This window comes from Micrococcus sp. FDAARGOS_333, from assembly GCF_002206575.2.
Classification (GTDB): domain Bacteria; phylum Actinomycetota; class Actinomycetes; order Actinomycetales; family Micrococcaceae; genus Micrococcus; species Micrococcus lylae.
This window is the reverse complement of sequence record NZ_NJFJ02000001.1, coordinates 2100948-2123716: the sequence shown is the minus strand read 5'-3', so window position 1 is coordinate 2123716 and position 22769 is coordinate 2100948. Positions and strand designations below refer to the sequence as shown.

Here is a 22769-nt window from a genome sequence, read left to right as displayed (position 1 = left end):
TAGGCTGAGCCCATGGTCACCTCGATCGCCACCGACCCGCTGCGCCGCCACCCGGACCTCTCCGACGAGGACCGGACCTGGCTGCAGATGCTGGTCGGAGACTGGCAGCTGCTGGCGGACCTGTCCCTGGCCGACTTCGTTCTCTGGGCGCCGCTGCCACGGCCGCACGACGACGCCGGGTATGTGGCCCTGGCCCAGACCAGGCCGGTCACCGCCTCGACGCTGTTCCACCGGGACATCGTCGGCTCTCGCGCTCGCGCCGACCTGCGCGCGCTGCTGGACCGGGTGTGGCATGACGGGGAGCCGGACGAGGGGTCCGGCCCCGTCGAAGCGCCGGACGGCACCCTGCGCGTGCGTCTGTGGCCCGTGGTCCGCGCCGGCCGGGTCATCGCGGTGCTCAGCGGCCACCGCGATCCCCACACGCGGCCGGAGCTCTCGCCGATCGAGCGCAACTACGGCACGGCGGCCGACAGCCTGCTGGACATGGTCCAGCACGGTCGGTGGCCCGACCCGCAGGACCCGCCGGCCTTCTGGATCGGCGGCACCCCGCGGGTGGGGGACGGGCTCATGGTCCTGGACGCCGAGGGCGTCGTCCGGTTCGCCAGCCCGAACGCGGTCTCCGCGCTCACCCGCCTCGGGGTGGCCACCTCGCTCGAGGGCCATGCCGTGGCGCCCGTGCTGACCGGCCTGGCGTCCGCGCAGGGTCCGATGGACGAGGACATGTGGTCCGTGCTCATGGGGCGGCGCAGCGGCCGCACCGAGGTCCAGGTCGGCCGCTCCGTGGTGACCGCCCGGTCGATCCGCCTCTCGGACGCGACCGGCCGCACGGGCTCGCTCGTGATGCTGCGCGACGTCACCGAGCTGCGCCGCCAGGAGCAGCGCCTGATGAGCAAGGACGCCACCATCCGGGAGATCCACCACCGGGTGAAGAACAACCTGCAGACGGTGGGCTCGCTGCTGCGGATGCAGGCCCGCAGGGCCGGCTCGGACGAGACGCGCCGGGCCCTGATGCAGGCGATGCAGCGGGTGGACACCATCGCCCTGGTCCACCAGAGCCTCAGCGAGGACGTGGACGGGCACGTGGACGTGGACGGCCTGATGTCCCGTCAGTTTCGCCTTGCCGTGGAGATCGCCGGCGACGGTCGGCCGTTGACCACGGAGGTCACGGGTGAGTTCGGCCTGCTGCCCTCGCACGTCACCACGCCGCTGGCCCTGGTCGTCAACGAACTCGCCTCCAATGCGGTGGAGCACGGGACGGGCCCGGACGGCGGCGTTCTCGGCCTCCACGCCGGCCGGGTCGAGACGCCGGCAGGGGAGGTCCTCGAGGTGTCCGTCACGGACTCGGGTGCGGGAACGGCCACCCCGCCCCGGCAGACCGGTCAGGACTGTGCGGACGCCGTGATGACGGACCTGACCAGGTCCGGCCTCGGCCTGAAGATCGTGCACACGCTCGTCGAGTCGGACCTCGGCGGCATCCTCGAACGGGAGGAGCTGCCCGGAGGCGGCATGCGGGTCACGGTGCGCCTTCCGGTGGGCCCGGCGGACTGAGCCGCCGCCCACGCGTGCGACCGCCCCGGACCACGACGAGGGCCGGACCCCGCACAGGGGTCCGGCCCTCGTCGTCTGGGCGGTGCGTCAGGAGGCGCGGCGGGCGCGGGCGGCGCGGCGCTTCATGGCGCGGCGCTCGTCCTCGCTCATGCCGCCCCAGACGCCGGAGTCCTGGCCGGACTCCATGGCCCACTTCAGGCAGGTGTCCACGACCTCGCAGGAGCGGCACACGGCCTTGGCCTCCTCGATCTGGAGCAGGGCCGGGCCGGTGTTCCCCACGGGGAAGAACAGCTCGGGGTCCTTGTCCAGGCAGGCCGCACGGCTACGCCAATCCATCTTCGGTCGCTCTCGCTTTCTGTCACGGTGGTCTCGAACGGGCCCTTAAGAGCCCGTGTCCCGGCAGGGCGGGGCCGGGCCGCGCCGCCCACCTCCGGGCAAACAGAACGGGGACCGAAGATGAACGGCCCCCGAACAACATCGGCGTCAATCCTCCCACGCGCCCTGCACCCCGACAAGGGGTCTGAGGGGCAGTCACGGGCGGCAGGCGTGAGTGATTCGTCACAATGCCGGCTCGTACGGCGGAACCGCGCCACGGTGCAGGCCCGGCCCGCCGCACGGCTACGGTGGAGGCTGCGACCGCAAGAGCAAGGAGAACCCGTGGACGCCGACTCCGCCACCGCGACCCCCGCCCGCCCCTTCGGCACCGTGCTCGTCACCGCCAGCCTCGGCCTGAACGCCGCGGCGTTGGCCGGGCTGACCGTGACGGCGGCCATGAGCGTGGGCACGGGGACGCTGAACATCGGCGCCCAGCTGTTCCTGGTGATCCTCTACCTCGCGCTCACCGCCTGGGTCGCGGCCGTCGCGGTCGGCGTCTTCCGCGGCCGCCTGTGGAGCCGCAGCGCCACGGTGGCGATCCTCGTGTTCGCCGTCCTGATCTCCACGTGGATCTTCACCGGGGGCGATGTGGTGCCGGGTCTGATCCTCCTCGCGGTGGCCGGCGTCGGCCTGGTGTCCGTCCTGACGAAGCCGGTGACCGACTACTTCCGCGCCCGTACGGCCCACCCCGGCCGTGACGTGGACTCCGAGGGCTGAGGGCCTCCTCTTCCCCTTCCCGACGACGGCCCCGCCGCCCGCCCCCGGCCCACCGGGGCCGTGCCCGCCCGGCCACAGCACGGGTGCGCTCCGCCTCGTGAGGTGGGACGCCGTCGTCGTGAAGCCCTCCTCGGGGAGGGCGGCTGGTCAGTTGACCGGGCCGGTGAGCTTCTCGCCCGGGCCCTGGCCCGGGGCGTCCGGGTAGGGCGAGGCCTCGCGGAAGGCGAGCTGCAGGCTGCGCAGGCCGTCGCGGAGCGGACCGGCATGGGCGCTGCTGATCTCCGGGGCGGCGGCAGTGATGAGGCCGGCCAGCGCGGTGATGAGCTTGCGGGCCTCGTCCAGGTCGACGAGCTCGCGGGCGTCCGGGGAATCGGCCAGGCCCACCTTGACCGCGGCCGCGGTCATCAGGTGTACGGCGGTGGTGGTGATCACCTCGACCGCGGGGACCTCGTGGATCTCGCGGACCTCGTGGTCGGCGCCGACGGAGAGCGGCTCGGAATGCTGGTGTTCTTCGGTCATGGTGGTAAGCTTCCCACAGACCACCTGGGTCTGCACGAACGTGCCGTGCCCGGGTCGCATGAAAGTGGAGGCCTCCTCCCACCCGCGTCAGCAGGATGTCCGGTGTCCGCCGGGCCGAGTTGCCGGGTCGCCGCCGAACGGCCGTCTTCGGACGCACCGGATCGGCGAAGGGTCCCCTCCACGGGACCGGGAGAGGCCTCGTCGTGCCGTCGGCACCGGGGCCTCGAGTCATGTCGGGGTGGCCGGCAGCCGTCGGGTCGGAAGCAACTGGACTCGACTACAGGAGAAGCACCATTAGCGATCCCCGCATCAACGAGCGTATCCGCGTTCCGGAAGTCCGCCTGGTCGGCCCCAACGGCGAGCAGGTCGGCATCGTCCGGATCGAGGACGCACTGCGCCTGGCCGCCGAGGCTGACCTGGACCTCGTCGAGGTCGCCCCGGCAGCGAAGCCGCCGGTGGCGAAGCTGATGGACTTCGGCAAGTTCAAGTACGAGGCCGCGGTGAAGGCCCGTGAGTCCCGCAAGAACCAGGCCAACACGGTCCTCAAGGAGGTCCGCTTCCGCCTGAAGATCGACACGCACGACTACGAGACCAAGGTCGGCCGTGCCCGCAAGTTCCTGACGGCCGGCGACAAGGTCAAGGCCATCATCCAGTTCCGCGGCCGTGAGCAGCAGCGCCCGGAGCTGGGTGTCCGCCTGCTCGAGAAGTTCGCCACGGATGTGGAGGACCTCGGCGCGGTGGAGTCCCGCCCGCGTCAGGACGGCCGCAACATGGTGATGGTCGTCGGTCCGCTGCGCACCAAGGCCGAGGCACGCGCCGAGGCCCGCAAGAACGCCGCGCCGCAGCGTGAGCGCTCCGGTGGCGGCTCCCGTCGCGACCAGGCCGCCCGTGAGGCGCGCGCCCGTGCCGAGGAGCGCGCCGCCGCGGACGCCAAGCCGGTGTCCAACTCCGTGGGGGACGCCTTCCCGGCCGAGTTCAAGAAGATGGCCCACCAGGCCCCGAAGCAGGAGGCGCCGAAGCCGGCCGCCCCGGCCAAGGACTCTCCGAAGAAGGCCGCTGCGAAGGCGTCGTCCCCGCAGCAGGCCAAGCCGGCCGCCAAGGCCCCGGCCAAGGAGTCCGCTCCGAGGCCGGCCGCGAAGCCGAAGCCGATGGCGGCCCCGCCGAAGCCCGCCGCCCCGAAGGGCGGAGCCTCGGCACCGAAGCCCGGGCCCCGCAGGGCCTGACACGGACTGCCCCGTGCCCGGCACGGGTTCAGAACCGCACAGCTCGTCCGCAACCGGGCGAGTGAACCAGCACCGTGCGCCGCTCCGAGCGGAGTGACGCGCGGCGACGAAGAAGGAGAACGGCAGCCATGCCGAAGATGAAGACCCACAGCGGCGCCAAGAAGCGCTTCCGCGTGACCGGCTCCGGCAAGCTGATGCGTCAGCAGGCCAACCGCCGCCACTACCTGGAGCACAAGTCCTCGCGCCTGACCCGCCGCCTCAAGGGCGACAGGCTCGTCTCCAAGGGCAGCGTCAAGCAGATCAAGCGGATGCTGGGCATCTGAGCCGCTGAGCACCCTCGGTGCCGTGGCACCGGACACCTTCCTCCCGGAGCGGCGCGATGAGCGCCCCGGGACCAGACAGATAGGAGCACACACGTGGCACGTGTGAAGCGGGCAGTGAATGCCCACAAGAAGCGTCGTACGATGCTGGACCGCGCCTCCGGCTACCGCGGTCAGCGTTCTCGCCTGTACCGCAAGGCGAAGGAGCAGCTGCTCCACTCGTTCACCTACAACTACCAGCACCGCCACAAGCGCAAGGGCGACTTCCGCAGGCTGTGGATCACCCGCATCAACGCTGCGGCCCGTGCCAACGGCATGACCTACAACCGCTTCATGCAGGGCCTGAAGCTGGCCGGTGTGGGGCTGGACCGTCGCATGCTTGCCGAGATCGCCGTCTCCGACGCCGCCACCTTCACCGCCCTGGTGGAGACCGCACGCAAGGCGCTGCCGGCGGACGTGAACGCCCCGGTGGCCTCCCGCTGATCCAGGGCGGACCTGCCGGCCCCGGTGAGCACCGGAGTCGGCCGCACACCATGACCGGACGCCCCGACCAGGAAGTGATGGCGAACCCGCGCGCCGAGCGCGTGAGGTCCGTCGCCCGCCTGGCGGGGCGTTCGGCGCGTCTGAGGGCGGGTGCCTTCCTGGTGGAGGGCCCGCAGGGATGCCGGGAGGCGCTGCGCGCGCACCTCGGCCGCGGACCTGCCAAGGCCCGCGCTGCCTGGCCGGCGGGGGGAGTGGTCCGCGAGGTCTACGTCTCGGACCGTCTGGCGCAGCGGGACCCGGAGCTGGCCGCCCTCGTGGACGAGGTCGCCTCGTTGCGGTCGTCCATCGCCGGGCGGAGCCACGACGACGGCCGCTCGCCGTCCGGGCGTCGGGTCGCCGTCCGCCGTGCCTCCGACGAGGTCCTCACCGCCATGTCGGACGCGGTGACGGGACAGGGGATCCTGATCGTCGCCGCGCTGCCGCAGGCCGTGGGCCTGGACCAGGTGCTGACACAGAGCAGAGTCCGCCTGGCCGCCGTGCTGTGCAGGGTCCAGGACCCGGGCAACGCCGGCACCATCCTGCGGGCCGCCGACGCCGCCGGAGCCGATGCCCTGCTGTTGACGACCGGTTCCGTGGACCCGTTCAACCCGAAGGTCGTCCGCTCCACGGCGGGCTCGCTCTTCCACCTGCCCGTGGTGACGGGCCTGTCACTGGATGCCTGCGTGGACGCGTTGCGGCAGGCGGGCCTGCAGGTGTGGGCCGCAGACGGCCATGCGGACCACACGCTCACCTCCCTGGCACCCGAGACGTTGGGTTCCCCGACGGCCTGGCTGCTGGGGAACGAGGCCCGGGGACTGTCGGCGACGGAGCGTGCGCTGGCGGACCAGGCGGTGGCCGTGCCGCTCTACGGCGCGGCCGAATCCCTCAACGTCGGCACCGCGGCCACCGTGTGCCTGTACGCCTCTGCGATGGCCGCCCGGCGGGCCGGCTGATCACCCGGCGGGCCCCGGCTGACCAGGGGGCGGTCCCGGAGCATGGAAGAAGGCCCCCGCCCGAAGGGGCGGGGGCCTTCTTGTGTGCGCCGGACAGGTCAGTGGTTGGCGCCGCGGCGGCCGGTGATGGCCTGCCAGATGAACGCCACGATCACGCCGCCCAGGATCGCGAAGATCCAGGTGGACAGGGAGAAGAAGGAGTTCATGGTGTCGATGTTGAAGATCTCGCCGGCGATCCAGCCGCCCAGGAGGGCGCCGACGACGCCGGTGATGAGGGCACCGATCCATCCGGTGCCCTGCTTGCCGGGAAGGATGAGGCGGGCGATGGCACCCGCGATGAGACCGAGGATGAGCCAAGCGAAGATACCCATGTGCTTGCCACCTTTCGATAGTCGGAAATACGTTGCACGTTCATCCTAGCGGCAATCGCGCTGTGATGACTTGTTCTTCGTCCGCGAAGAAGCCATGTGTCTTCCTGTGTTCCACGCGGGCGGTTCAGGGTCGGTGCACAGGGTGACGCCGGATCAGAGTGCAGGCCAGCAACAGTCCGAGGGCGGCGACTCCGGCGCCGGCGAGCGACGGGACGTCGGCGGCGAATCCGGCGCCGATGAGGCCGGCGCCCACCCAGGCTCCGATGGCGTTGGCCATGTTCAGGGCGGAGTGGTTGAGTGAGCCTGCCAGCTGCGGGGAGTCTGGGGCGGCGTCCACCAGCAGCACCTGCAGGGCCGGGGCGATGCCCGAGCCGCACACCGCGACGAGGAACAGCGGAACGAGCACGGCCCACCACCACGGGGACAGCAGGTACACCAGCGCCAGGAACACGGCAGACAGCAGGAAGGACAGGCGCAGCGTCCGGATGGGGTCCCGGTCCGTCATGGCGCCGCCGATCAGGGTGCCGACCACCATGCCCACGCCGTAGAAGGCCAGGACGAGGGGGAGGTGCTGCGGGGCCAGACCGCCGATGTCGGTGAGCAGTGTGGCGATGTACGTGTACAGGCAGAACATGCCGGCGAATCCCAGGATGCCGACGAGCGCGGTCTTCCACAGCCGCGCCGAGGCCAGTCCCTTGAGCTCGGAGCGGATGCTGCTGCCAGCGGGGGCGGGCACGGGAGGCACCAGCAGCCAGGTCGCCAGGATGCACAGGGCGGCGCACGCGGCCACCACCACGAACATCCAGCGCCAGCCGGCCTGCTGGCCCAGTGCCGTTGCGACGGGGACGCCGATCAGGTTCGCCGTGGAGAGGCCGGCGAGCACCCAGCCGACGGCCTGGCCGCGGCGGGCGGGGCCGGCCAGGTGTGCCGCGGCCAGCGCCGCGGCGGAGAAGAAGGCACCGTGCGGCAGGCCGGAGAGGAAGCGGGCGGCCATCATCCAGCCGATGGTCGGGGCCAGGAGGGAGCCGAGGTGGCCGACGACGAACAGGCCCATGAGCAGCATGGACGAGCGGCGGCGGTCCACGGTGGACAGCGCGGCGGCCAGGGTCGGGGCGCCCACCACGACGCCGAGGGCGTACATGGAGATCAGCACGCCGCCGGTCTCCGGCGCGACCTCGAGGTCGGCCACCGCCTCCGGCAGTAGGCCCATGATGGTGAACTCGGTGGTGCCGATGGCGAAGCTGCCCATCGCCAGGGCGAGGACGGCCCACAGCAGGCGACGGCCGTGCAGGCGCGGATCGGTGGTCAGGCGGGGAGAGGTCTCGGGCTGATGCACTGGGCAAGCCTACGACCCTCGTGACGCTCCGGCCCGCCACGTCCGTAGGCTGGGGTCATGACGTCCCCCACATCACTCCCTCCGACCGTGCAGCCCGACCCGTCGAAGCCGCTCGTCGTGGGGGTTGCGCTCCTCGACGCCGCCGACGCCCCCAGGGCGTTGCTCGCGGCGCGCCGCAGTGCGCCGGAATCGCTGGCGGGGCTCTGGGAGTTTCCGGGTGGAAAGGTCGAGCCGGGGGAGGAGCCCCGGGCGGCGCTCGAGCGCGAGGTCCGTGAGGAGCTCGGGGCCCGAGTCCGCCTCGGAACGGAGGTCGGGGCCCCGGACGCCCGCGGCTGGCTTCTGGCGAACGGTGCCTTCATGCGCGTCTACGTGGGGGTGCTGGCCGAGGGGTCGGCCGAGCCCGCCCCGCTCGAGGACCATGACCGGCTGGAGTGGACCGCGCTGACGCGTCAGGACCTGCATGCGCTCGACTGGATCCCGGCGGATCGGCCGATCGTGGATGCGCTGCTGGAGCGGCTCTCCCCGGAGCGGCTCAGAACAGCGCCGGCTGTGTGAGGGGCGCACGCCTCGCCGCCCCGGCGGCGTCGGAGACGGCGGCGCGCCCCGGATGCGTCCGAGCCGCGGCGCCGGCGAACCGCCCGGTGGCGGAGGGCCGCCCGGCTCGGCTCGTCCGGGTCTCGGCGGCGGCTGCGAGGAGGCCCTCTCCGACCGGCAGCGGACGGGATTCGATGCGCGGGCCGTCCTCGCGCTGGATGCCCTGCGCCCCGCCGATCCGCAGCCCGTACCGCCGGGCAGCGGCGACGCCGCGGCGTTCGAGACCGGCACGGTAGGACGCGGGCGCGTAGGAGGACCGACGGTACATGCGGCGGTATCCGTCCACCAGCTGCGGATGCTCGGCGGCGATCCAGTCCAGGTACCACTGGCGAGCGCCCGGGCGCAGGTGCAGTGCGCCGGTGAGAACAGAGGAGGCCCCGGCCGCGGCGATGGCGCGCATGAGCAGATCCAACTGCTCGTCCCCGTCCGTGAGCCAGGGAAGGATCGGCATTGCCATCACGTGCACGCGCGCTCCCGCCGCGGCGAGCTTCTCGATGAGCTTCAGCCGGGCCGTCGGCGACGGCGTTCCCGGCTCGACCGCCTCGGCGATCGACGGGTCCAGCAGGGCCAGGGAGACGCCGACGTCCACGGGTACGGACCGTGCCGCAGCGGCGAGCAGCGGCACGTCGCGGGCCAGGAGGGTGCCCTTCGTCAGGATCGAGAACGGCGTGCCGGACTCGGCGAGGGCGGAGATGATGCCGGGCATGAGCCGGTAACGGCCCTCGGCACGCTGATACGGATCCGTGTTGGTGCCCAGGGCGACGGTCTCACGGCCCCAGGTGGGGCGGGCCAGCTCGGCGCGCAGGACCTCGGGGGCGTTCACCTTGACCACGATCTGCCGGTCGAAGTCCGCACCGGCGTCCAGGTCCAGGAACTCGTGGGTGCTCCGGGCGAAGCAGTAGCGGCAGGCGTGCGTGCAGCCGCGGTAGGGGTTGACGGTCCAGCGGAACGGCATCTGCGAGGCCTCCGGGACCCTGTTCAGGACCGTCTTCGCCTCCACCTCGTGGAAGGTGACGCCGGCGAACTCCGGCGTGGTGACGGTCCGCTGCAGGCCCGGGAGCGGCAGCAGGGCGGGTGTGCCGGCCGGTGTGCCGGTCCCCGTCTGCTCGGCGCCGCTCCCGGCCCGCAGGGTCTGCGCTTCCCATCGCATGGCAACGAGTAGAACACATGTTCGAATCACTTCGCAAGTGTGTTCGAGGCCCTTTCTGCCGGCGCCGCTTCGCTAGGGTTCGTCCCATGACCGCTGCCTCTCGCATCCTGCTCACCGGCTTCGACCCCTTCGGCGGGGACGCCACGAACCCGTCCTGGGCCGCCGCCCGCGGCGCCACCACGATCCTCCGGGCCGCCGGGCACGAGGCCCATGCCGTGCAGGTCCCGTGTGTGTTCGCCGCCTCCGGCCCGGCGCTGCAGGCCGCCCTGACCGAGCACCGCCCGGACGTGGTGGTCTGCGTCGGCCTGGCCGGCGGCACCGCCCACGTCCGGCTCGAGCGGGTGGCCGTGAACCTGCAGGACGCGCGCATCCCGGACAATGCGGGGGACCAGCCGGTGGACCGCCCGGTCGTGGCGGACGGCCCCGCCGCCCTCTTCTCCACCCTTCCTGTCAAGCGGGCCCTCGCCGCCCTCGACGCTGCCGGCATCCCCGCCCAGCTGTCCCTGTCCGCCGGCTCCTTCGTCTGCAACCACCTGATGTACTCGGTGCTCCATGAACCCGGTTCCGCCCGGGCCGCCGGCTTCGTGCACGTGCCCTGGGACCTCGAGCACCGGGCCGACGACTCCGTCCCCGCCCTGCCCGCGGCGCAGCTGGCGCAGGCCGTCGCCCTGGTCGCGCTCGAGTCCCTCGACGCCTCCCCGGACGCCGATCTCCCCGGCGGCGCCCTGCATTGACGGGCAGGGAAGGGCCCGGGCGTCCGCCGCCGAGCCGGCCCCGTGCTCAGGCGGGGGTGCCGCCGGGGCTGGGCGGGCCGTCGTCGTGCCTCTCCGCGGGACGGCGGTCCAGCCGCCGGCCGTGCCAGGCGCGGATCGGCGCGCGCTCCCGATAGCCTCCCAGGGTCAGCCCCGCGGTGCGCTCGAACAGGTTCGCCGATGCCGTGTCCCCGCATCGCCACAGCGACCAGCCGACCGCCAGGAAGTACAGCGGGAGGAACGGCAGGCCGAGGCAGACGGCGTACTGCGTCGCGTGGCCGGACTCGTGCCGCCACAGCTCGGGCGTCATCCGCAGCCCGGGGCGCGTGAACACCACGTTGCCCACCGTGAACGCCGCCCCGTCCGGGAAGGCGAGCGGGTAGTTTCGGGCCTGCACCAGCCCGTGCGGCGCCGGAGTCAGCGGACACCGCAGCACCGCTGCGGCCACCAGTCCCAGCACCGTGGAGAGGTTCACCAGGTTCCAGGCCTGCCGGAGGGGACGCGACGACGGCCTCTGGCCGCGCGTGTGCCCCTCGCCGGGGCGGAGCGCAGGGCGGAACGGGCGGCTCATGGGCTCGTCGGAAGCGAGAAGTACAGGTGCCGGTGCAGCCGGCAGCCGGGGTTGAAGCCGGCACCGCACGCGGGGCAGGACTCGGCGTCCAGGTAGTCCTGCGTGTGCATCCGGTGGCCGCAGACGCCGCACAGCGCCGGCATCCGATGGACGTCCTCAAGCGGCGTCGGCACGGCGTCGTGCCCGGCCAGCGCGTCGTGACACCGGCGGCAGGCCCAGTAGTCCGGGCAGCAGGCCAGCTGCAGGGCCACCACGTCCGTCGGACCGGCGTAGTGCACGCAGCGGCTCTGCCGGTCGACGAGCAGCCCACGGAGCTCGACGCCGTGCACAGGCACGAGGGACGGGACGCTGGACATGGCCACACCCTAGCCCGCCGGCGGTGTCCGCAGCACGGACGCCGCCGTCCCGGCCGCCGAACCGCGCGCCGGCGAGCACTAGACTGGACGCCGAACCAGATCCCACAGACACCGACCATCGAAGGGTGCAGTCACGTCATGACGCAGTCCCCCGAGACCGGCGCGCCCGCCGAGGGCGCCCCGCAGATCTCCCCGGCCGACGCCGACGCCGTCGGCGCCGCAGTGGAGGCGGCGCTCGCCGACTTCGCCGCCGCCGCCGACCTGGACGAGCTCAAGGCCGCCCGTCTGAAGCACACCGGCGAGAAGGCCCCGCTGACGCTGGCGAACCGCCGGATCGGCACGCTCCCGAAGGAGGACAAGGCCACCGCCGGCAAGACCATGGGCGCCGCCCGCGGCCGCATGGAGAAGGCCCTCAAGGCCCGCACGGCGGTCCTGGAGGAGGAGCACGCCGCCCGCATGCTCGTGGAGGAGACCGTGGACGTCACCACGGCCGCCTCCCGCCGCCTGAACGGGGCCCGCCATCCGCTGTCCCTGCTGCAGGAGCGCGTCTCGGACATCTTCGTCGGCATGGGCTGGGAGATCGCCGAGGGCCCGGAGCTCGAGCACGACTGGTTCAACTTCAACGCCCTGAACTTCCCGCCGGACCACCCGGCGCGCGAGATGCAGGACACCTTCTTCGTGGAGCCGCTGGAGTCCAACCTCCTGCTGCGCACCCACACCTCGCCGGTGCAGGTCCGGGCCATGCTGGAGCGCGGCGCCCCCGTGTACGTGCTCTGCCCGGGCCGCACCTTCCGCACCGACGAGCTGGACGCCACCCACACACCGGTGTTCCACCAGTTCGAGGGGCTGGCCGTGGACAAGGGCCTGACCATGGCGGACCTGCGCGGCACCCTCGAGTACTTCGCCCGGCAGATGTTCGGCCCGGACGCCGAGATCCGCCTGCGCCCCAACTTCTTCCCGTTCACCGAGCCCTCGGCCGAGATGGACATCTGGCATCCCCAGGCCAAGGGCGGACCCCAGTGGATCGAGTGGGGCGGCTGCGGCATGGTCCACCCGAACGTCCTGCGCTCGGCGGGCATCGACCCGGAGGTCTACTCCGGCTTCGCCTTCGGCATGGGCATCGAGCGCACCCTGATGTTCCGCAACGAGGTCCCGGACATGCGGGACATGATCGAAGGCGACGTCCGCTTCTCCCAGCACTTCGGAATGGAGCTCTGATCTTCTCGTGCGTATCCCGCTTTCCTGGCTGCGTGAGTTCGCGCAGGTCCCGGCCGACGCCACCGCCGAGGACGTCCTCGCCGACCTCGTGAAGGTCGGCCTCGAGGAAGAGGAGGTCCACCGCCCGGCGGACGAGCTGTCCGGTCCCATCGTGGTCGGCCAGGTGCTGGAGATGGTCCCCGAGCCGCAGAAGAACGGCAAGACCATCAACTGGTGCCAGGTCCGTGTGGTGCCCGAGGGCGCCGAGCAGACCCTGACCGGCGAGGGCATCGACCCCTCCGGCGTGCAGGGCATCGTCTGCGGTGCCCACAACTTCCAGGTCGGGGACAAGGTCGTGGTGACCCTGCCCGGCGCCGTCCTGCCGGGCGACTTCCGCATCTCCCCGCGCAAGACCTACGGCCACGTCTCCGCCGGCATGATCGCCTCCGTCCGCGAGCTCGGCATCGGCGAGGACCACGATGGCATTCTGGTGCTGTCCACCCTCGGCCTGGACCCGGAGGTCGGCACCGACGCGCTCGAGCTGCTGCACCTGTACGAGGAGGCCGCTGAGGTCAACGTGACTCCGGACCGCTCCTACGGCTTCAGCATCCGCGGCATCGCCCGTGAATACGCGCACGCCACCGGCACCGCCTTCACCGACCCGGCGGCGGGCATCGAGGTCCCGGAGCCGAACGAGGACGGCCAGCCGGTGATCCTGGACGACACCGCCCCGATCTACGGCGTCCCCGGCTGCGACCGCTTCGTGACCCGCACCGTCTCCGGCATCGACCCGAGCGTCCCGACCCCGCCGTGGATGGCCGCGCGCCTGCGCCTGGCGGGCATCCGCCCGCACTCGCTGACCGTGGACATCTCCAACTACGTGATGTGGGAGCTCGGCCAGCCGCTGCACTTCTACGATGCGGACAAGCTGACCGGCGCCATCACCGTCCGCCGTGCCGCCGAGGGCGAGACTCTGCGCACCCTGGACGACAAGGAGCGCACCCTCCACACCGAGGACCTGCTCATCACGGACGAGTCCGGCCCGATCGGCCTGGCCGGCGTCATGGGCGGAGCCGCCACCGAGGTCTCCGAGTCCACCACCCGCGTGACGATCGAGTCCGCGCACTTCGACCCGGTCTCCATCGCCCGCACTCGCCGCCGCCACCGGCTGCCCTCCGAGGCCTCCAAGCGCAACGAGCGCGGCGTGGACTGGGAGGTCGCGGACGTCGCCGCCGAACGTGCCGTGCAGCTGCTGGTGGAGCTCGCCGGCGGCACCGCCGAGCCCGGCGTCACGGACATCGGCGCCCGTCCGACGTACCCGGTGGTGGAGCTGGACCCGACCTACCCGGCCCGCCGCATCGGCGTGGACTACCCGAAGGAGCGCGTCGTCGAGCTGCTCACCGAGCTCGGCGCGGACGTCGAAGACACCGGCGAGACCCTGACGGTCACCTCGCCGTCCTGGCGCCACGACCTGACGATCCCCGAGGACCTCGTCGAGGAGGTCGCCCGCCTGGACGGCTACGACAAGATCCCGTCCACCCTGCCGGTCGCCCCTCCCGGCCGCGGCCTGACCCGCGCGCAGGCCCAGCGCCGCCGCGTGGCGGACGTACTGGCCGGCGCCGGCCTGACCGAGGTCCTGGACTACCCGTTCGTGTCCGAGGCGCAGAACCGTCTGTTCGGCGCGGCGACCGAGGCGGAGGGCGCCGCCCAGACGATGGTGCGCCTGTCCAACCCGATCTCCCAGGAGTTCGGCTTCCTGCGCACCACCCTGCTGCCGAACCTGCTGGAGACCGCTCGCCGCAACGTCTCCCGCGGCTTCAAGGACGTGGCCCTCTACGAGATCGGCTTGGTGTTCCTGCCGGGGGAGCAGATGGGCTCCGAATCCAACGAGCCGAACGGGGCCACGCCGTCGGACGAGGCCCTGGAGGACCTGAACGCCGGGATCCCGGCACAGCCACGCCGCGTGGCCGCGGTCTTCGCCGGCCATGAGGCCGCCCCGGCCGCCGGTTTCACCCCGCGCGCCTTCGACTGGCAGGACCCGATCGCCGCCGCCATGCAGATCGCGCGCGCCGTCGGCGTGGAGCTGACCGTGGCCCAGACGGTCCACCAGGCGTTCCACCCGGGCCGCACCGCGCAGCTGCACCTGGCCGACGGCACCGTGGTCGGCGTCGCCGGCGAGCTGCTGCCGGCGTGGCTGGAGTCCGCGGACATGCCGGCACGCACCTGCGCCATGGAGCTGGACCTGGACGCCGTCCTCGCCGCCTCCCCGGAGCGCGTGGTCGCCGGACCGCTGTCCACGTTCGGTGCCACCACCCAGGACGTGGCCCTCGTGGTGGACCAGGACGTCGTCGCCGGCGACGTCAAGGCCACCCTCGTGGAGGGCGCCGGCGAGCTGCTCGAGTCCGTCGAGCTGTTCGACGTGTACGTGGGCAAGGGCATCGAGGAGGGCAAGAAGTCGCTGGCCTTCGCGCTGCGCTTCCGGGCCCCGGACCGCACCCTCACCGCGGACGAGGCCTCCGAGGCCCGTGCGGCAGCCACCGAGCTGGCCGCGCAGCGCCACGGCGCCGTCCAGCGCTGACGGAACCTGCGCTGCCGAGGCAGGACGATGACGACGGCGCCGATCGCCCCCGGACACGGGGTGCTGGTCGGCGTCGTCGGCGTCTGCCGGGCTGAACGGACCGCGCTCCTGCTGGCCCGGCTGGAGGCGCTGCTCGGCCTCGCCGCCGGGACGCTGCGCATCGAGCGCACCTGCCCGGCCTGCGGTGCGCAGGATCACGGCACGCCCGACCTCGCCTGGGCCGCCGACTCCCGCAACCACGACGACGGCCCTCACCCCGGCGGCCGACTCGCCCGTGCCTGGGGCCGGCTCCGGGGGAGCCGTCAGGACGTCCCGCTCGCGCTGCCGACCGTCAGTCTGTCCCACACCGCCGGAGAGCGCCCGTTGACGGTGCTCGCCTGGCGCGCCGCCGGGCAGGGGACGGTCGGTGTGGACGTGGAGGACCTGGACAGCCCGCGCACGCGGAGGGCACTGGAGCCGGGCCCGGACGGCCGCGCCGCTTCGGACGCCGTCGCGTTCTCCGCCGAGCAGCTCGCCGTCTGGGACGGTCTGCCACGTCACCGGGCCTATGCCGCGCGCGTCGACGCCTGGTGCCGGGCCGAGGCACTCGTGAAGGCGCGCGGCACCGGATTCACCACCGCGGACCCCTCCGCCGTGCAGCCGACACCGGCCGAGCGCGTCCTGCCGCTCACCGCGGCGGAGGTGCCCGGACTGCCGGAGACCGTCCGCGGTGTCCTGGTCCTGGCCCCGTCCGTCCGGTGATGTCCACAGGCGGAGGCGGCGGGCCGTCGTCGTGCTCCCAGTCACGCTAGGGTGGTGGCGCGCGCCGGAAGGGATGCCGGCGCAGACACGACGGGAACAGCACCGGAGGGGGCCTGCGCATGCAGGGACACTCAACCGCACATCGCCATGTCCGTCGGCAGATCCGCGGCGGTGCCGCCGCGCTCACCGGGCTCGGCCTGGCCCTGGCGCTGGCCGGATGCGGAGGACCCGCCGGGGGCGGGGCAGGCTCGGCCGCCGGGCAGGACGTGGTGCAGGACGAAGGGGCCCGGTCGGGCACGGCAGGGGAGGGCGGCACCCGCACGCCGCAGCCGCTGCCGATCGACGGGGAGCTCGCCGCCCCGGACGCCGAGACGCCGGGCGATGGTGACCGGCGCGGCCGGCAGACCCCGGACGGGCTCGCGGCACCGCCGGCCGGCGGGGACACCCCGGCCGACGCCGCCGACTGGCGCGCCGCCCCGGACGGGCCGCTCGCGGACTGGGCGCCGGAGCACCAGGTCGCCGTCGAGCAGGAGACCGCCGAGGCGATCCACCGGCACCTGATCGGCTTCGTGAACGAGGACGGCTTTTTCCTGGGAGGCGTCCTGTTCACCGAGCAGGGCGGCACGCTGAGCGCGGAGCAGGTCCCCGGCCCGGAGAGGGCGTCCTTCGACGAGGTGGTCCTGCAGGAGGCCGAGACCACGCAGGCCGGAGAACGCGAGGTCCTCGGCACCGTCACGGACGCCGACGGCACCGAGCACTGCCTCCGCCTGCGTGATGCAGGCGAGGGCCTGGCACCGGTGTACTCCGGCGGATGCCCCGGGCTGCTGCGCCGTCCCGAGGCGCCGGTGGAGCGTACGGTCACCGCCGCCGACCACCCGCTGGACGACGGTGTGGTGGGTGCGGTCGGGGACCTGGAGCTCGGCGGGGTGCCCTGGGAGGACGTCGCCGACGAGGATGCCGCACCGCCGCTGCGCGGGACGTACGAGGTCACCCTCGGTGAGGCGCTGTCCGCAGAGGACTTCCGCGTGGCCGACGGCCACGGCACGTGGTCTCTGGAGGGGGACCGCCCGCGCGTCACCCTGACGGACGAGGCGGTGGACCGGGCCTTCGCCCATGTGCAGGACTGGGCCGCCGCGGAGCGGAGCCTGGCACCGGACGACGACCCTCGCTGTGAGGGGAAGTTCGCGCACCTGCAGGTCGGCCAGGTCACGGTGCGCACCCCGGGGACCCAGTGCGGTTTCGGCGGCAGCCCCACTCCGGGGGTCACGGTGGGTGAGCCGCAGCGCGGTGACGACGTCCGCGTGGCCTTCACCGGCGGCGAGGACGGTGAGGGCGGGACCGCCCGGGTGGCCGTGGGCTTCGCGAACGAGGACGGCACGCCGGTGCTGGAACGCACCGTCGCCTCCGGGCGCGAGCGGACCCCGACGGACATCTCCCACACCCAGGTCTGGGTGGTCTTCGACGTGGCCGAGGACGGGACGCTGCACCTGGCCGAGGAGGACGCCATCGGGCCGTTCGCCCGCTGACGGAGCGCGGTGCCGGGCCGGGCCGGCTCAGCCCGGGAACGCCGGCAGGGCGGTCTCCACGGTCCACGCGTCGAAGAGGGCGTCCACGGCCGCGGCCGTGACCCCGGCGGCGGGGGCCCACGAGTGCACGTGGGCCCGGAACATCGCGGTGTCCACGGTGCCGAAGCGGTGCTCGGCCACCCACCCGCGCACCACGCGGCCGAACACGGCGTCCCCGAGCAGACGGCGCAGGGCGAGCACCGTCAGGGCGCCGCGCTTGTACACGCGGTCGTCGAACATGTCCTTCGGCCCCGGGTCGGTGAGCGCCACGTCCTGCGGCTGCTCTGCCAGGCCCTGCCAGGCGCGGCGGGCATGGGCCTGGACGGACTCGCGGCCGGAGGCCTCGGACCAGAGCCACTCGCTGTAGCAGGCGAAGCCCTCGTGCAGCCACAGGTCCGCCCAGCGGCCCAGGGTCACGGCATTGCCGAACCACTGGTGGGACAGCTCGTGGGCGATCAGCCGCTCGTCCTCCCACTGGCCCGAGAGGTGGTTGGTGCCGAACAGGGACAGGCCGGCGCACTCCAGGGGGATCTCGAGGTCATCGTCGGCCACCACGGCTGTGTAGGCGTCGAAGGGGTAGGGGCCGTAGGCCGCCTGGAACACCTCGGCCATGCGGTGCTGTGCGCCCAGCGCGGTGAGCGCACGCTGCTGCGTCTGCGGAGTCACGGCGAGGGTGATCGGCGGGCCGTCGCTGCGGCCGGGGAGCTCGATCAGCCGGTACCGGCCGATCTGCAGGGTGAGCAGGTACGGGGGGACGGGCTCGTCCAGGACCCACCGCCAGGTGGTGCGGGAACCGGACTGCTTCACAGGGGTGCCGGTGCCGTTGGACACGGGCAGGTAGCCGGCGTCGCAGGTGACGGTGATGTCCGCGCTCATGCGGTTGTCCGGGGAGTCCACGCAGGGCATCCACGTGGAGGCGCCGTGCGGCTGGCCGGCCACGAGGACACCGTCGGTGAGCTCCTCCCAGCCGACGGTGCCCCAGGGGCTGCGCCGTGGCTTCGGGGTGCCGCGGTAGTCCAGGGTGAGCTCCAGTTCGGTCCCGGCGGGCAGGGACTCGCCGAACTCCACCACCACACGGTGCGGGCGGCGACGTGGCTGGGATGCCTTGACCCGCGGCAGCGGCCGCCCGGCGGCCTGGGCCTTCACCTCCGTGACGGAGAGCCTGTGCAGGTCCAGCTCCACGCGAGCGGTCTGGGCGAGCAGGCGGCCGTGCAGCACCGCGGTGCCGGCGATCCGGTTGGCGGCCAGGCGGACGTCCAGCTCGAGGCGGACGGCGTCCAGCGCCAGCATGTCCGAGCCGACTGCGGGCAGGTAGGGATCGGTGCTCATGAGGCCTTTCGGGGACGGGAATCGGGGGAGCGCCATGCGGCACGCCAGGCGCGCGGGGCGGGGTCGGACCACGGGGAGACGGGGTTGCCGATCCACCAGGTGCCGGCGGGCAGCTCCTCGCCGCGCATGACCAGAGAACCGGCGCCCACGGTGGTGCCGGCGCCGAGGCGGGCGGCGGGCAGGACCACGGAGTTCGGGCCGAGGGTGGCGCCGGCGGCCAGATCCACCGCGTCGAGGGACATGACCCGGTCGTGGAAGAGGTGGGTCTGCACCACGCAGCCGCGGTTGACGGTGGCCCCGTCGCCGAGGGAGACCAGGTCCGCCTCGGGCAGCCAGTAGGACTCGACCCAGCAGCCGTGGCCGATCCGTGCGCCCATGGCCCGCAGGAACCAGACCATGGCGGGGGTTCCGGCGGCGGCGCGCGCGAACCAGGGGGCGGCGAGGTACTCGGTGAAGGTGTCCGCCACCTCGTTGCGCCAGATGAACGGGGACCACAGCGGATGCTCACCGGCGTCGATGCGGCCGACGAACACCTTCTTTGCCAGGACGGTGACCGTGGCGGCCGCGGCGCCGGCGGCCAGCAGGACGAGGCCGCCGGCCACGGCGGTGAGCCACCAGGAGGCGGTGGCCAGCAGTGCCAGGGCACCGCCGACGAGCAGGTGGAGCGCGGCGTGCAGCCAGACCGGGATCGCGCGCAGCAGCTCCCAGCAGGTGCGGGCGCGGCGCAGGGCGGCCGGCGGGTCGTAGGTGAGGGAGGTGTCCGCCTGCACTTCGGTGCGTCGCAGGCGGACCGGCGGGGAGCCCATCCAGGAGGTGCCCGCCTTGGTCTTGGTGGGAGTCGTGGACAGCACGGCGACGAGGGAGTCGCGCCGCAGGGTGCGGCCGGCCGGGACCATGCCGGAGTTGCCCACGAACGAGCGCTTGCCCACCTTGGCGCGAGCCACGTGCATCCAGCCGTCCTGCAGCTCGTAGGAGGACACCATGGTGTCGTCGGCGAGGAAGGCGCCGTCGCCCACTCGGGTCATCGACGGCAGCAGCACCACGGTGGAGGCCTCGACGTCCCGGCCGACCTCCGCGCCGAGCCAGCGCAGCCAGGTGGGTGTGAACCGGGAGGCGTAGATCGGGAAGAGCTGGTCACGGGCGGCGTCGAGCAGACGCTCGGTGGCCCAGATCTGCCAGCCCACCCGGGACCGGGCCGGATGGTAGCCCTCGGTGATGCCGATCGACAGCAGCCGGGTGGTGACCAGGACGAGCAGCATGTGCACCCCGAACCAGACGGCCGCCAGCAGCGGGCTGACGGCCAGCAGCCGGCCCAGGACCACGACGACGGACCCGGCCGGGCCCAGGTCCGTCACCTCGGTGCCCCACCAGGTCAGGGACCACAGGCCGAGCGCGCCGGCCACGGCCGCCGCGATGAACGGCAGGGCGGCGAGCACGGAGGAGGCCAGGGTGGAGAGGAGGCGGTAGCCGGTGGCGCGCGGCGGGGCCACGTTGGGTCCGGTGTCCTTGACCTTGCCGACGCGGACGGCGGGGGAGCCGGCGTGGACGCGGTGGCCCCGCAGCCGCCCGACCACCGTGGAGCCGGGCTCGACGTGAGCGCCCTCGCCCACGGAGGAGCCGGGCATCAGGGTGGAGCGGGCGCCGACGACGGCGCCCGCCCCGACCTTGACGGTGCCGATGTGCACGCGGTCGCCGTCCACCCAGTAGCCGGAGAGGTCGACCTCCGGCTCGATGGAGGCGCCCTCGCCGATCTCGAGCAGCCCGGTCACAGGCGGCAGGGAGTGCAGGTCCACGTCCTTGCCGATCCGGGCGCCGAGCACGCGGGCGAAGGCAGGCACCCAGACGGCGCCGGCCAGGGAGTAGGGGTCCACGAGGTCCACCACGTGCTGGGCGAGCCAGAGGCGCAGGTGGACGCGGCCGCCGCGGGGATGCACGCCGGGCTTCACCCCGGCCAGCAGGAGCCGGCAGGCCAGCGCGGCCAGGGCCATGCGTCCCGGCGGAGAGACCACGGCGAGCCAGGCGACGGCGAGCAGCCACCAGTCCACGGTGGGCACGGCGGGAGCCAGCCCCGTGGCGGCCAGGACGTTGAGGACCAGGGCGGTCCACACGGCGGCGCGCAGGGCAGGGAGGATGAACACGGGCACGCCCACGAGGGTCTGTGCCCACTGGGCCTTCTTCCGGGTGCGGGCCACGTGCCGGTCCTCGACCGGGACGGCCGCGGCGGCGCCGGCGAGGGACTCGACCAGGTCGCCGATCCGGGGGGTGGCGTAGATGTCCTGGACGGTCACCTGCGGATAGCGGGAACGCAGGCGGGCCACCAGCTGTGCGGCGGCCAGGGAGCCGCCCCCGGCCGCGAAGAAGTCGGTCTTGGGACCGCGGGGCGCGGCGCCGAGGACGTCGGCCCACTGGCGCTCGATCCAGCCGGCGTCCGTGGACTCGTCGATCGGCGGGGCGTCCTCGTCCGGCTGGGCTCCGGGCAGCGGCCAGGGCAGGGCATTGCGGTCGACCTTGCCGGAGGTCTTCGTCGGGAGGGTGTCCGTGACGGCCAGCCGGGGGACCAGGGCGGCCGGCAGCTCTTCTGCCAAGAGCTGCCGGGCGGCCTCGAGGTCCAGGTCCTCCGGGGCGCCGGACGGCACGAGGTAGCCCACCAGGATCTGGTGGCCTGCCGGGGTGGTCTGCACGGCGGCGGCGCCGCCCTGGACGCCGGGCAGGGCCTGCAGCGCCGCGTCGACCTCGCCGAGCTCGATGCGTCGGCCGCCGAGCTTCACCTGATCGTCTGCGCGGCCCACGAAGAGCAGGCCGGCAGGGTCGAAGACCACGAGGTCGCCCGAGCGGTAGGCGCGCTCCCAGCCGAGGGTGTCCATGGGCGCGTACTTCTCCGCGTCCTTGGCCGGGTCCAGGTAGCGGGCCAGGCCGACGCCGCCGATGATCAGCTCACCGGTCTCGCCGTCGGCCACGGGGATCCCGGTGGCGGGGTCCACGACGGCCAGGTCCCAGCCGTCCAGCGGCAGGCCGATGCGCACCGGCCCTTCGCCGGTCATCTCGGCGGCGCAGGCCACCACGGTCGCCTCGGTGGGGCCGTAGGTGTTCCACACCTGGCGTCCCTGCTCGGTCAGGCGGGCGGCGAGTTCGGGCGGGCACGCCTCCCCGCCGAAGATCAGCAGGCGCACATTCTCCAGGGCCTCGGAGGGCCACATGGCCGCCAGGGTCGGCACGGTGGAGACCGCGGTGATGCGGCGCTCGGCGAGCCAGGGGCCGAGGTCCATGCCGGAGCGCACGAGTGCGCGTGGAGCAGGGACGAGGCAGGCGCCATGGCGCCAGGCGAGCCACATCTCCTCGCAGGAGGCGTCGAAGGCCACGGACAGTCCCGCCAGCACACGGTCGCCGGGGCCGAGCGGATCGTCCGCCAGGAAGATCCGCGCCTCCGCGTCCACGAACGCGGCGGCGTTGCGGTGGGTGACGGCCACACCCTTGGGGGTGCCGGTCGATCCGGAGGTGAAGATGATCCACGCGTCGTCGTCGGGCAGGGGGTGTCGGGCCTGTCGGGGCGGAGCCGTCGCCGTGGTCTGCCCGTCCGCACCGACGGCGGTGACGGGCTCGGCGTCCGCGGCGGCGTCCGTGCCGCGCTCCAGGGTGTGCTCGTCGGTGAGGACACCGGTCACCTTCGCCTCGGCGAAGACGAGGCGGGCACGCTCGTCCGGGTCGTCCGCGTCCACTGGGACGTAGGCGCAGCCGGCGGCGAGCACGCCGAGGATCGCCACGTAGAGGTCGACCGTCCCGGAGGGGATCCGCACGCCGATGCGCTCGCCGGCGCCGATGCCGGCGGCCGCCAGGCGGGCGGCGCATGCCTCGGCGCGCTCGACCAGGTCGGTGTACTCGAGGACCTGGGTGCCGTCGTCGAGGGCCGGGGCGTTCGGATGCTCTGCGGCGGTGGCGGTCAGGACGTCCCACAGGGTCCGCGGCGCGGGCGCACGGTCTCCTCCGGGCAGCTGGGCGCGGTGAGGTGCGGTCACCATTCCTCCGGGTGGTATGAGGGCCTCGAAGACGAGGGC

At 73.3% G+C, this 22769-nt stretch carries 21 protein-coding genes; 12 read left to right on the top strand and 9 right to left on the bottom strand.

The window, feature by feature from the left end; genetic code table 11:
- Positions 1 to 12 precede the first annotated feature (12 nt).
- Positions 13 to 1548: a sensor histidine kinase gene (locus tag CEQ11_RS09355; RefSeq protein ID WP_088478440.1), complete on the top strand. Its 1536-nt coding sequence runs from the start codon at positions 13 to 15 to the stop codon at positions 1546 to 1548.
- Between the two features lie 87 nt (positions 1549 to 1635).
- Here CEQ11_RS09355 and CEQ11_RS09350 read toward each other — a convergent pair whose 3' ends face one another.
- The gene (locus tag CEQ11_RS09350; protein ID WP_088478439.1) at positions 1636 to 1884 is read right to left on the bottom strand and encodes a WhiB family transcriptional regulator; all 249 of its coding nucleotides are present in this window, start codon (positions 1882 to 1884) and stop codon (positions 1636 to 1638) included.
- 321 nt (positions 1885 to 2205) lie between these two features.
- On the opposite strand from CEQ11_RS09350, the gene CEQ11_RS09345 reads away from it, so the two are divergent.
- Positions 2206 to 2640, top strand: coding sequence for a hypothetical protein (locus CEQ11_RS09345; protein ID WP_088478438.1), 435 nt, complete (start codon positions 2206 to 2208; stop codon positions 2638 to 2640).
- Between the two features lie 147 nt (positions 2641 to 2787).
- Here CEQ11_RS09345 and CEQ11_RS09340 read toward each other — a convergent pair whose 3' ends face one another.
- Entirely contained in the window at positions 2788 to 3159 is a 372-nt protein-coding gene (locus CEQ11_RS09340; RefSeq protein WP_067191907.1) for a DUF1844 domain-containing protein, read from the bottom strand.
- Between the two features lie 230 nt (positions 3160 to 3389).
- Here CEQ11_RS09340 and infC point away from each other — a divergent pair, with 230 nt between their 5' ends.
- The 4 genes from infC to CEQ11_RS09320 all read left to right on the top strand — a co-directional run bounded on the left by infC (position 3390) and on the right by CEQ11_RS09320 (position 6177).
- Positions 3390 to 4382 carry a translation initiation factor IF-3 gene (gene infC / locus CEQ11_RS09335; protein ID WP_088478437.1) on the top strand — a complete coding sequence of 331 codons (993 nt, stop codon included), beginning with the start codon at positions 3390 to 3392 and terminating at the stop codon, positions 4380 to 4382.
- A 128-nt stretch (positions 4383 to 4510) separates the two neighbouring features.
- Positions 4511 to 4705: a 50S ribosomal protein L35 gene (rpmI, locus tag CEQ11_RS09330; RefSeq protein WP_088478436.1), complete on the top strand. Its 195-nt coding sequence runs from the start codon at positions 4511 to 4513 to the stop codon at positions 4703 to 4705.
- A 93-nt stretch (positions 4706 to 4798) separates the two neighbouring features.
- Positions 4799 to 5185: a 50S ribosomal protein L20 gene (gene rplT / locus CEQ11_RS09325; protein ID WP_088478435.1), complete on the top strand. Its 387-nt coding sequence runs from the start codon at positions 4799 to 4801 to the stop codon at positions 5183 to 5185.
- Between the two features lie 50 nt (positions 5186 to 5235).
- Positions 5236 to 6177 carry an RNA methyltransferase gene (locus CEQ11_RS09320; protein WP_088478434.1) on the top strand — a complete coding sequence of 314 codons (942 nt, stop codon included), beginning with the start codon at positions 5236 to 5238 and terminating at the stop codon, positions 6175 to 6177.
- A gap of 98 nt (positions 6178 to 6275) precedes the next feature.
- Here CEQ11_RS09320 and CEQ11_RS09315 read toward each other — a convergent pair whose 3' ends face one another.
- Together CEQ11_RS09315 and CEQ11_RS09310 are read right to left on the bottom strand one after the other, a co-directional pair.
- A complete protein-coding gene (locus CEQ11_RS09315; protein WP_088478433.1) occupies positions 6276 to 6548 on the bottom strand; it encodes a GlsB/YeaQ/YmgE family stress response membrane protein in 273 nt (90 codons plus the stop codon).
- Positions 6549 to 6672: 124 nt separating this feature from the next.
- On the bottom strand, positions 6673 to 7884 hold the full coding sequence (locus tag CEQ11_RS09310; protein WP_227718825.1) for an MFS transporter: 1212 nt from the start codon (positions 7882 to 7884) through the stop codon (positions 6673 to 6675).
- A gap of 57 nt (positions 7885 to 7941) precedes the next feature.
- Between CEQ11_RS09310 and CEQ11_RS09305 the strand changes: the two genes are divergently transcribed.
- The gene (locus CEQ11_RS09305) at positions 7942 to 8439 is read left to right on the top strand and encodes a (deoxy)nucleoside triphosphate pyrophosphohydrolase (RefSeq protein WP_067191886.1); all 498 of its coding nucleotides are present in this window, start codon (positions 7942 to 7944) and stop codon (positions 8437 to 8439) included.
- Here CEQ11_RS09305 and CEQ11_RS09300 read toward each other — a convergent pair.
- Positions 8417 to 9628: an Rv2578c family radical SAM protein gene (locus tag CEQ11_RS09300; protein WP_088478432.1), complete on the bottom strand. Its 1212-nt coding sequence runs from the start codon at positions 9626 to 9628 to the stop codon at positions 8417 to 8419. The genes CEQ11_RS09305 and CEQ11_RS09300 overlap by 23 nt on opposite strands.
- Before the next feature lie 86 nt (positions 9629 to 9714).
- Between CEQ11_RS09300 and CEQ11_RS09295 the strand changes: the two genes are divergently transcribed.
- Positions 9715 to 10362: a pyroglutamyl-peptidase I gene (locus CEQ11_RS09295; protein WP_067191884.1), complete on the top strand. Its 648-nt coding sequence runs from the start codon at positions 9715 to 9717 to the stop codon at positions 10360 to 10362.
- Positions 10363 to 10408: 46 nt separating this feature from the next.
- Here the strand turns inward: CEQ11_RS09295 and CEQ11_RS09290 are convergent, their stop codons facing one another.
- A complete protein-coding gene (locus tag CEQ11_RS09290) occupies positions 10409 to 10951 on the bottom strand; it encodes a hypothetical protein (RefSeq protein ID WP_227718824.1) in 543 nt (180 codons plus the stop codon).
- On the bottom strand, positions 10948 to 11307 hold the full coding sequence (locus CEQ11_RS09285) for a CHY zinc finger protein (RefSeq protein WP_088478431.1): 360 nt from the start codon (positions 11305 to 11307) through the stop codon (positions 10948 to 10950). The genes CEQ11_RS09290 and CEQ11_RS09285 overlap by 4 nt, the downstream gene beginning before the upstream one ends.
- 138 nt (positions 11308 to 11445) lie before the next feature.
- On the opposite strand from CEQ11_RS09285, the gene pheS reads away from it, so the two are divergent.
- From pheS to CEQ11_RS09265, 4 genes are all read left to right on the top strand, one after another.
- Complete coding sequence (pheS, locus tag CEQ11_RS09280; protein ID WP_088478430.1) at positions 11446 to 12525, top strand: phenylalanine--tRNA ligase subunit alpha; 1080 nt, start codon at positions 11446 to 11448, stop codon at positions 12523 to 12525.
- A 7-nt stretch (positions 12526 to 12532) separates the two neighbouring features.
- Positions 12533 to 15082, top strand: a complete 2550-nt coding sequence (gene pheT, locus CEQ11_RS09275; RefSeq protein ID WP_088478429.1) for a phenylalanine--tRNA ligase subunit beta — start codon at positions 12533 to 12535, stop codon at positions 15080 to 15082.
- A gap of 27 nt (positions 15083 to 15109) precedes the next feature.
- Complete coding sequence (locus CEQ11_RS12760) at positions 15110 to 15823, top strand: 4'-phosphopantetheinyl transferase superfamily protein (protein ID WP_088478428.1); 714 nt, start codon at positions 15110 to 15112, stop codon at positions 15821 to 15823.
- A 119-nt stretch (positions 15824 to 15942) separates the two neighbouring features.
- Positions 15943 to 17349: a hypothetical protein gene (locus CEQ11_RS09265; protein ID WP_088478427.1), complete on the top strand. Its 1407-nt coding sequence runs from the start codon at positions 15943 to 15945 to the stop codon at positions 17347 to 17349.
- A 27-nt stretch (positions 17350 to 17376) separates the two neighbouring features.
- Here CEQ11_RS09265 and CEQ11_RS09260 read toward each other — a convergent pair whose 3' ends face one another.
- Entirely contained in the window at positions 17377 to 18717 is a 1341-nt protein-coding gene (locus CEQ11_RS09260) for a M1 family metallopeptidase (protein WP_088478426.1), read from the bottom strand.
- A complete protein-coding gene (locus tag CEQ11_RS09255) occupies positions 18714 to 22733 on the bottom strand; it encodes a Pls/PosA family non-ribosomal peptide synthetase (RefSeq protein WP_088478425.1) in 4020 nt (1339 codons plus the stop codon). Before CEQ11_RS09255 ends, CEQ11_RS09260 begins: the two co-directional genes overlap by 4 nt.
- Positions 22734 to 22769: the final 36 nt, after the last annotated feature.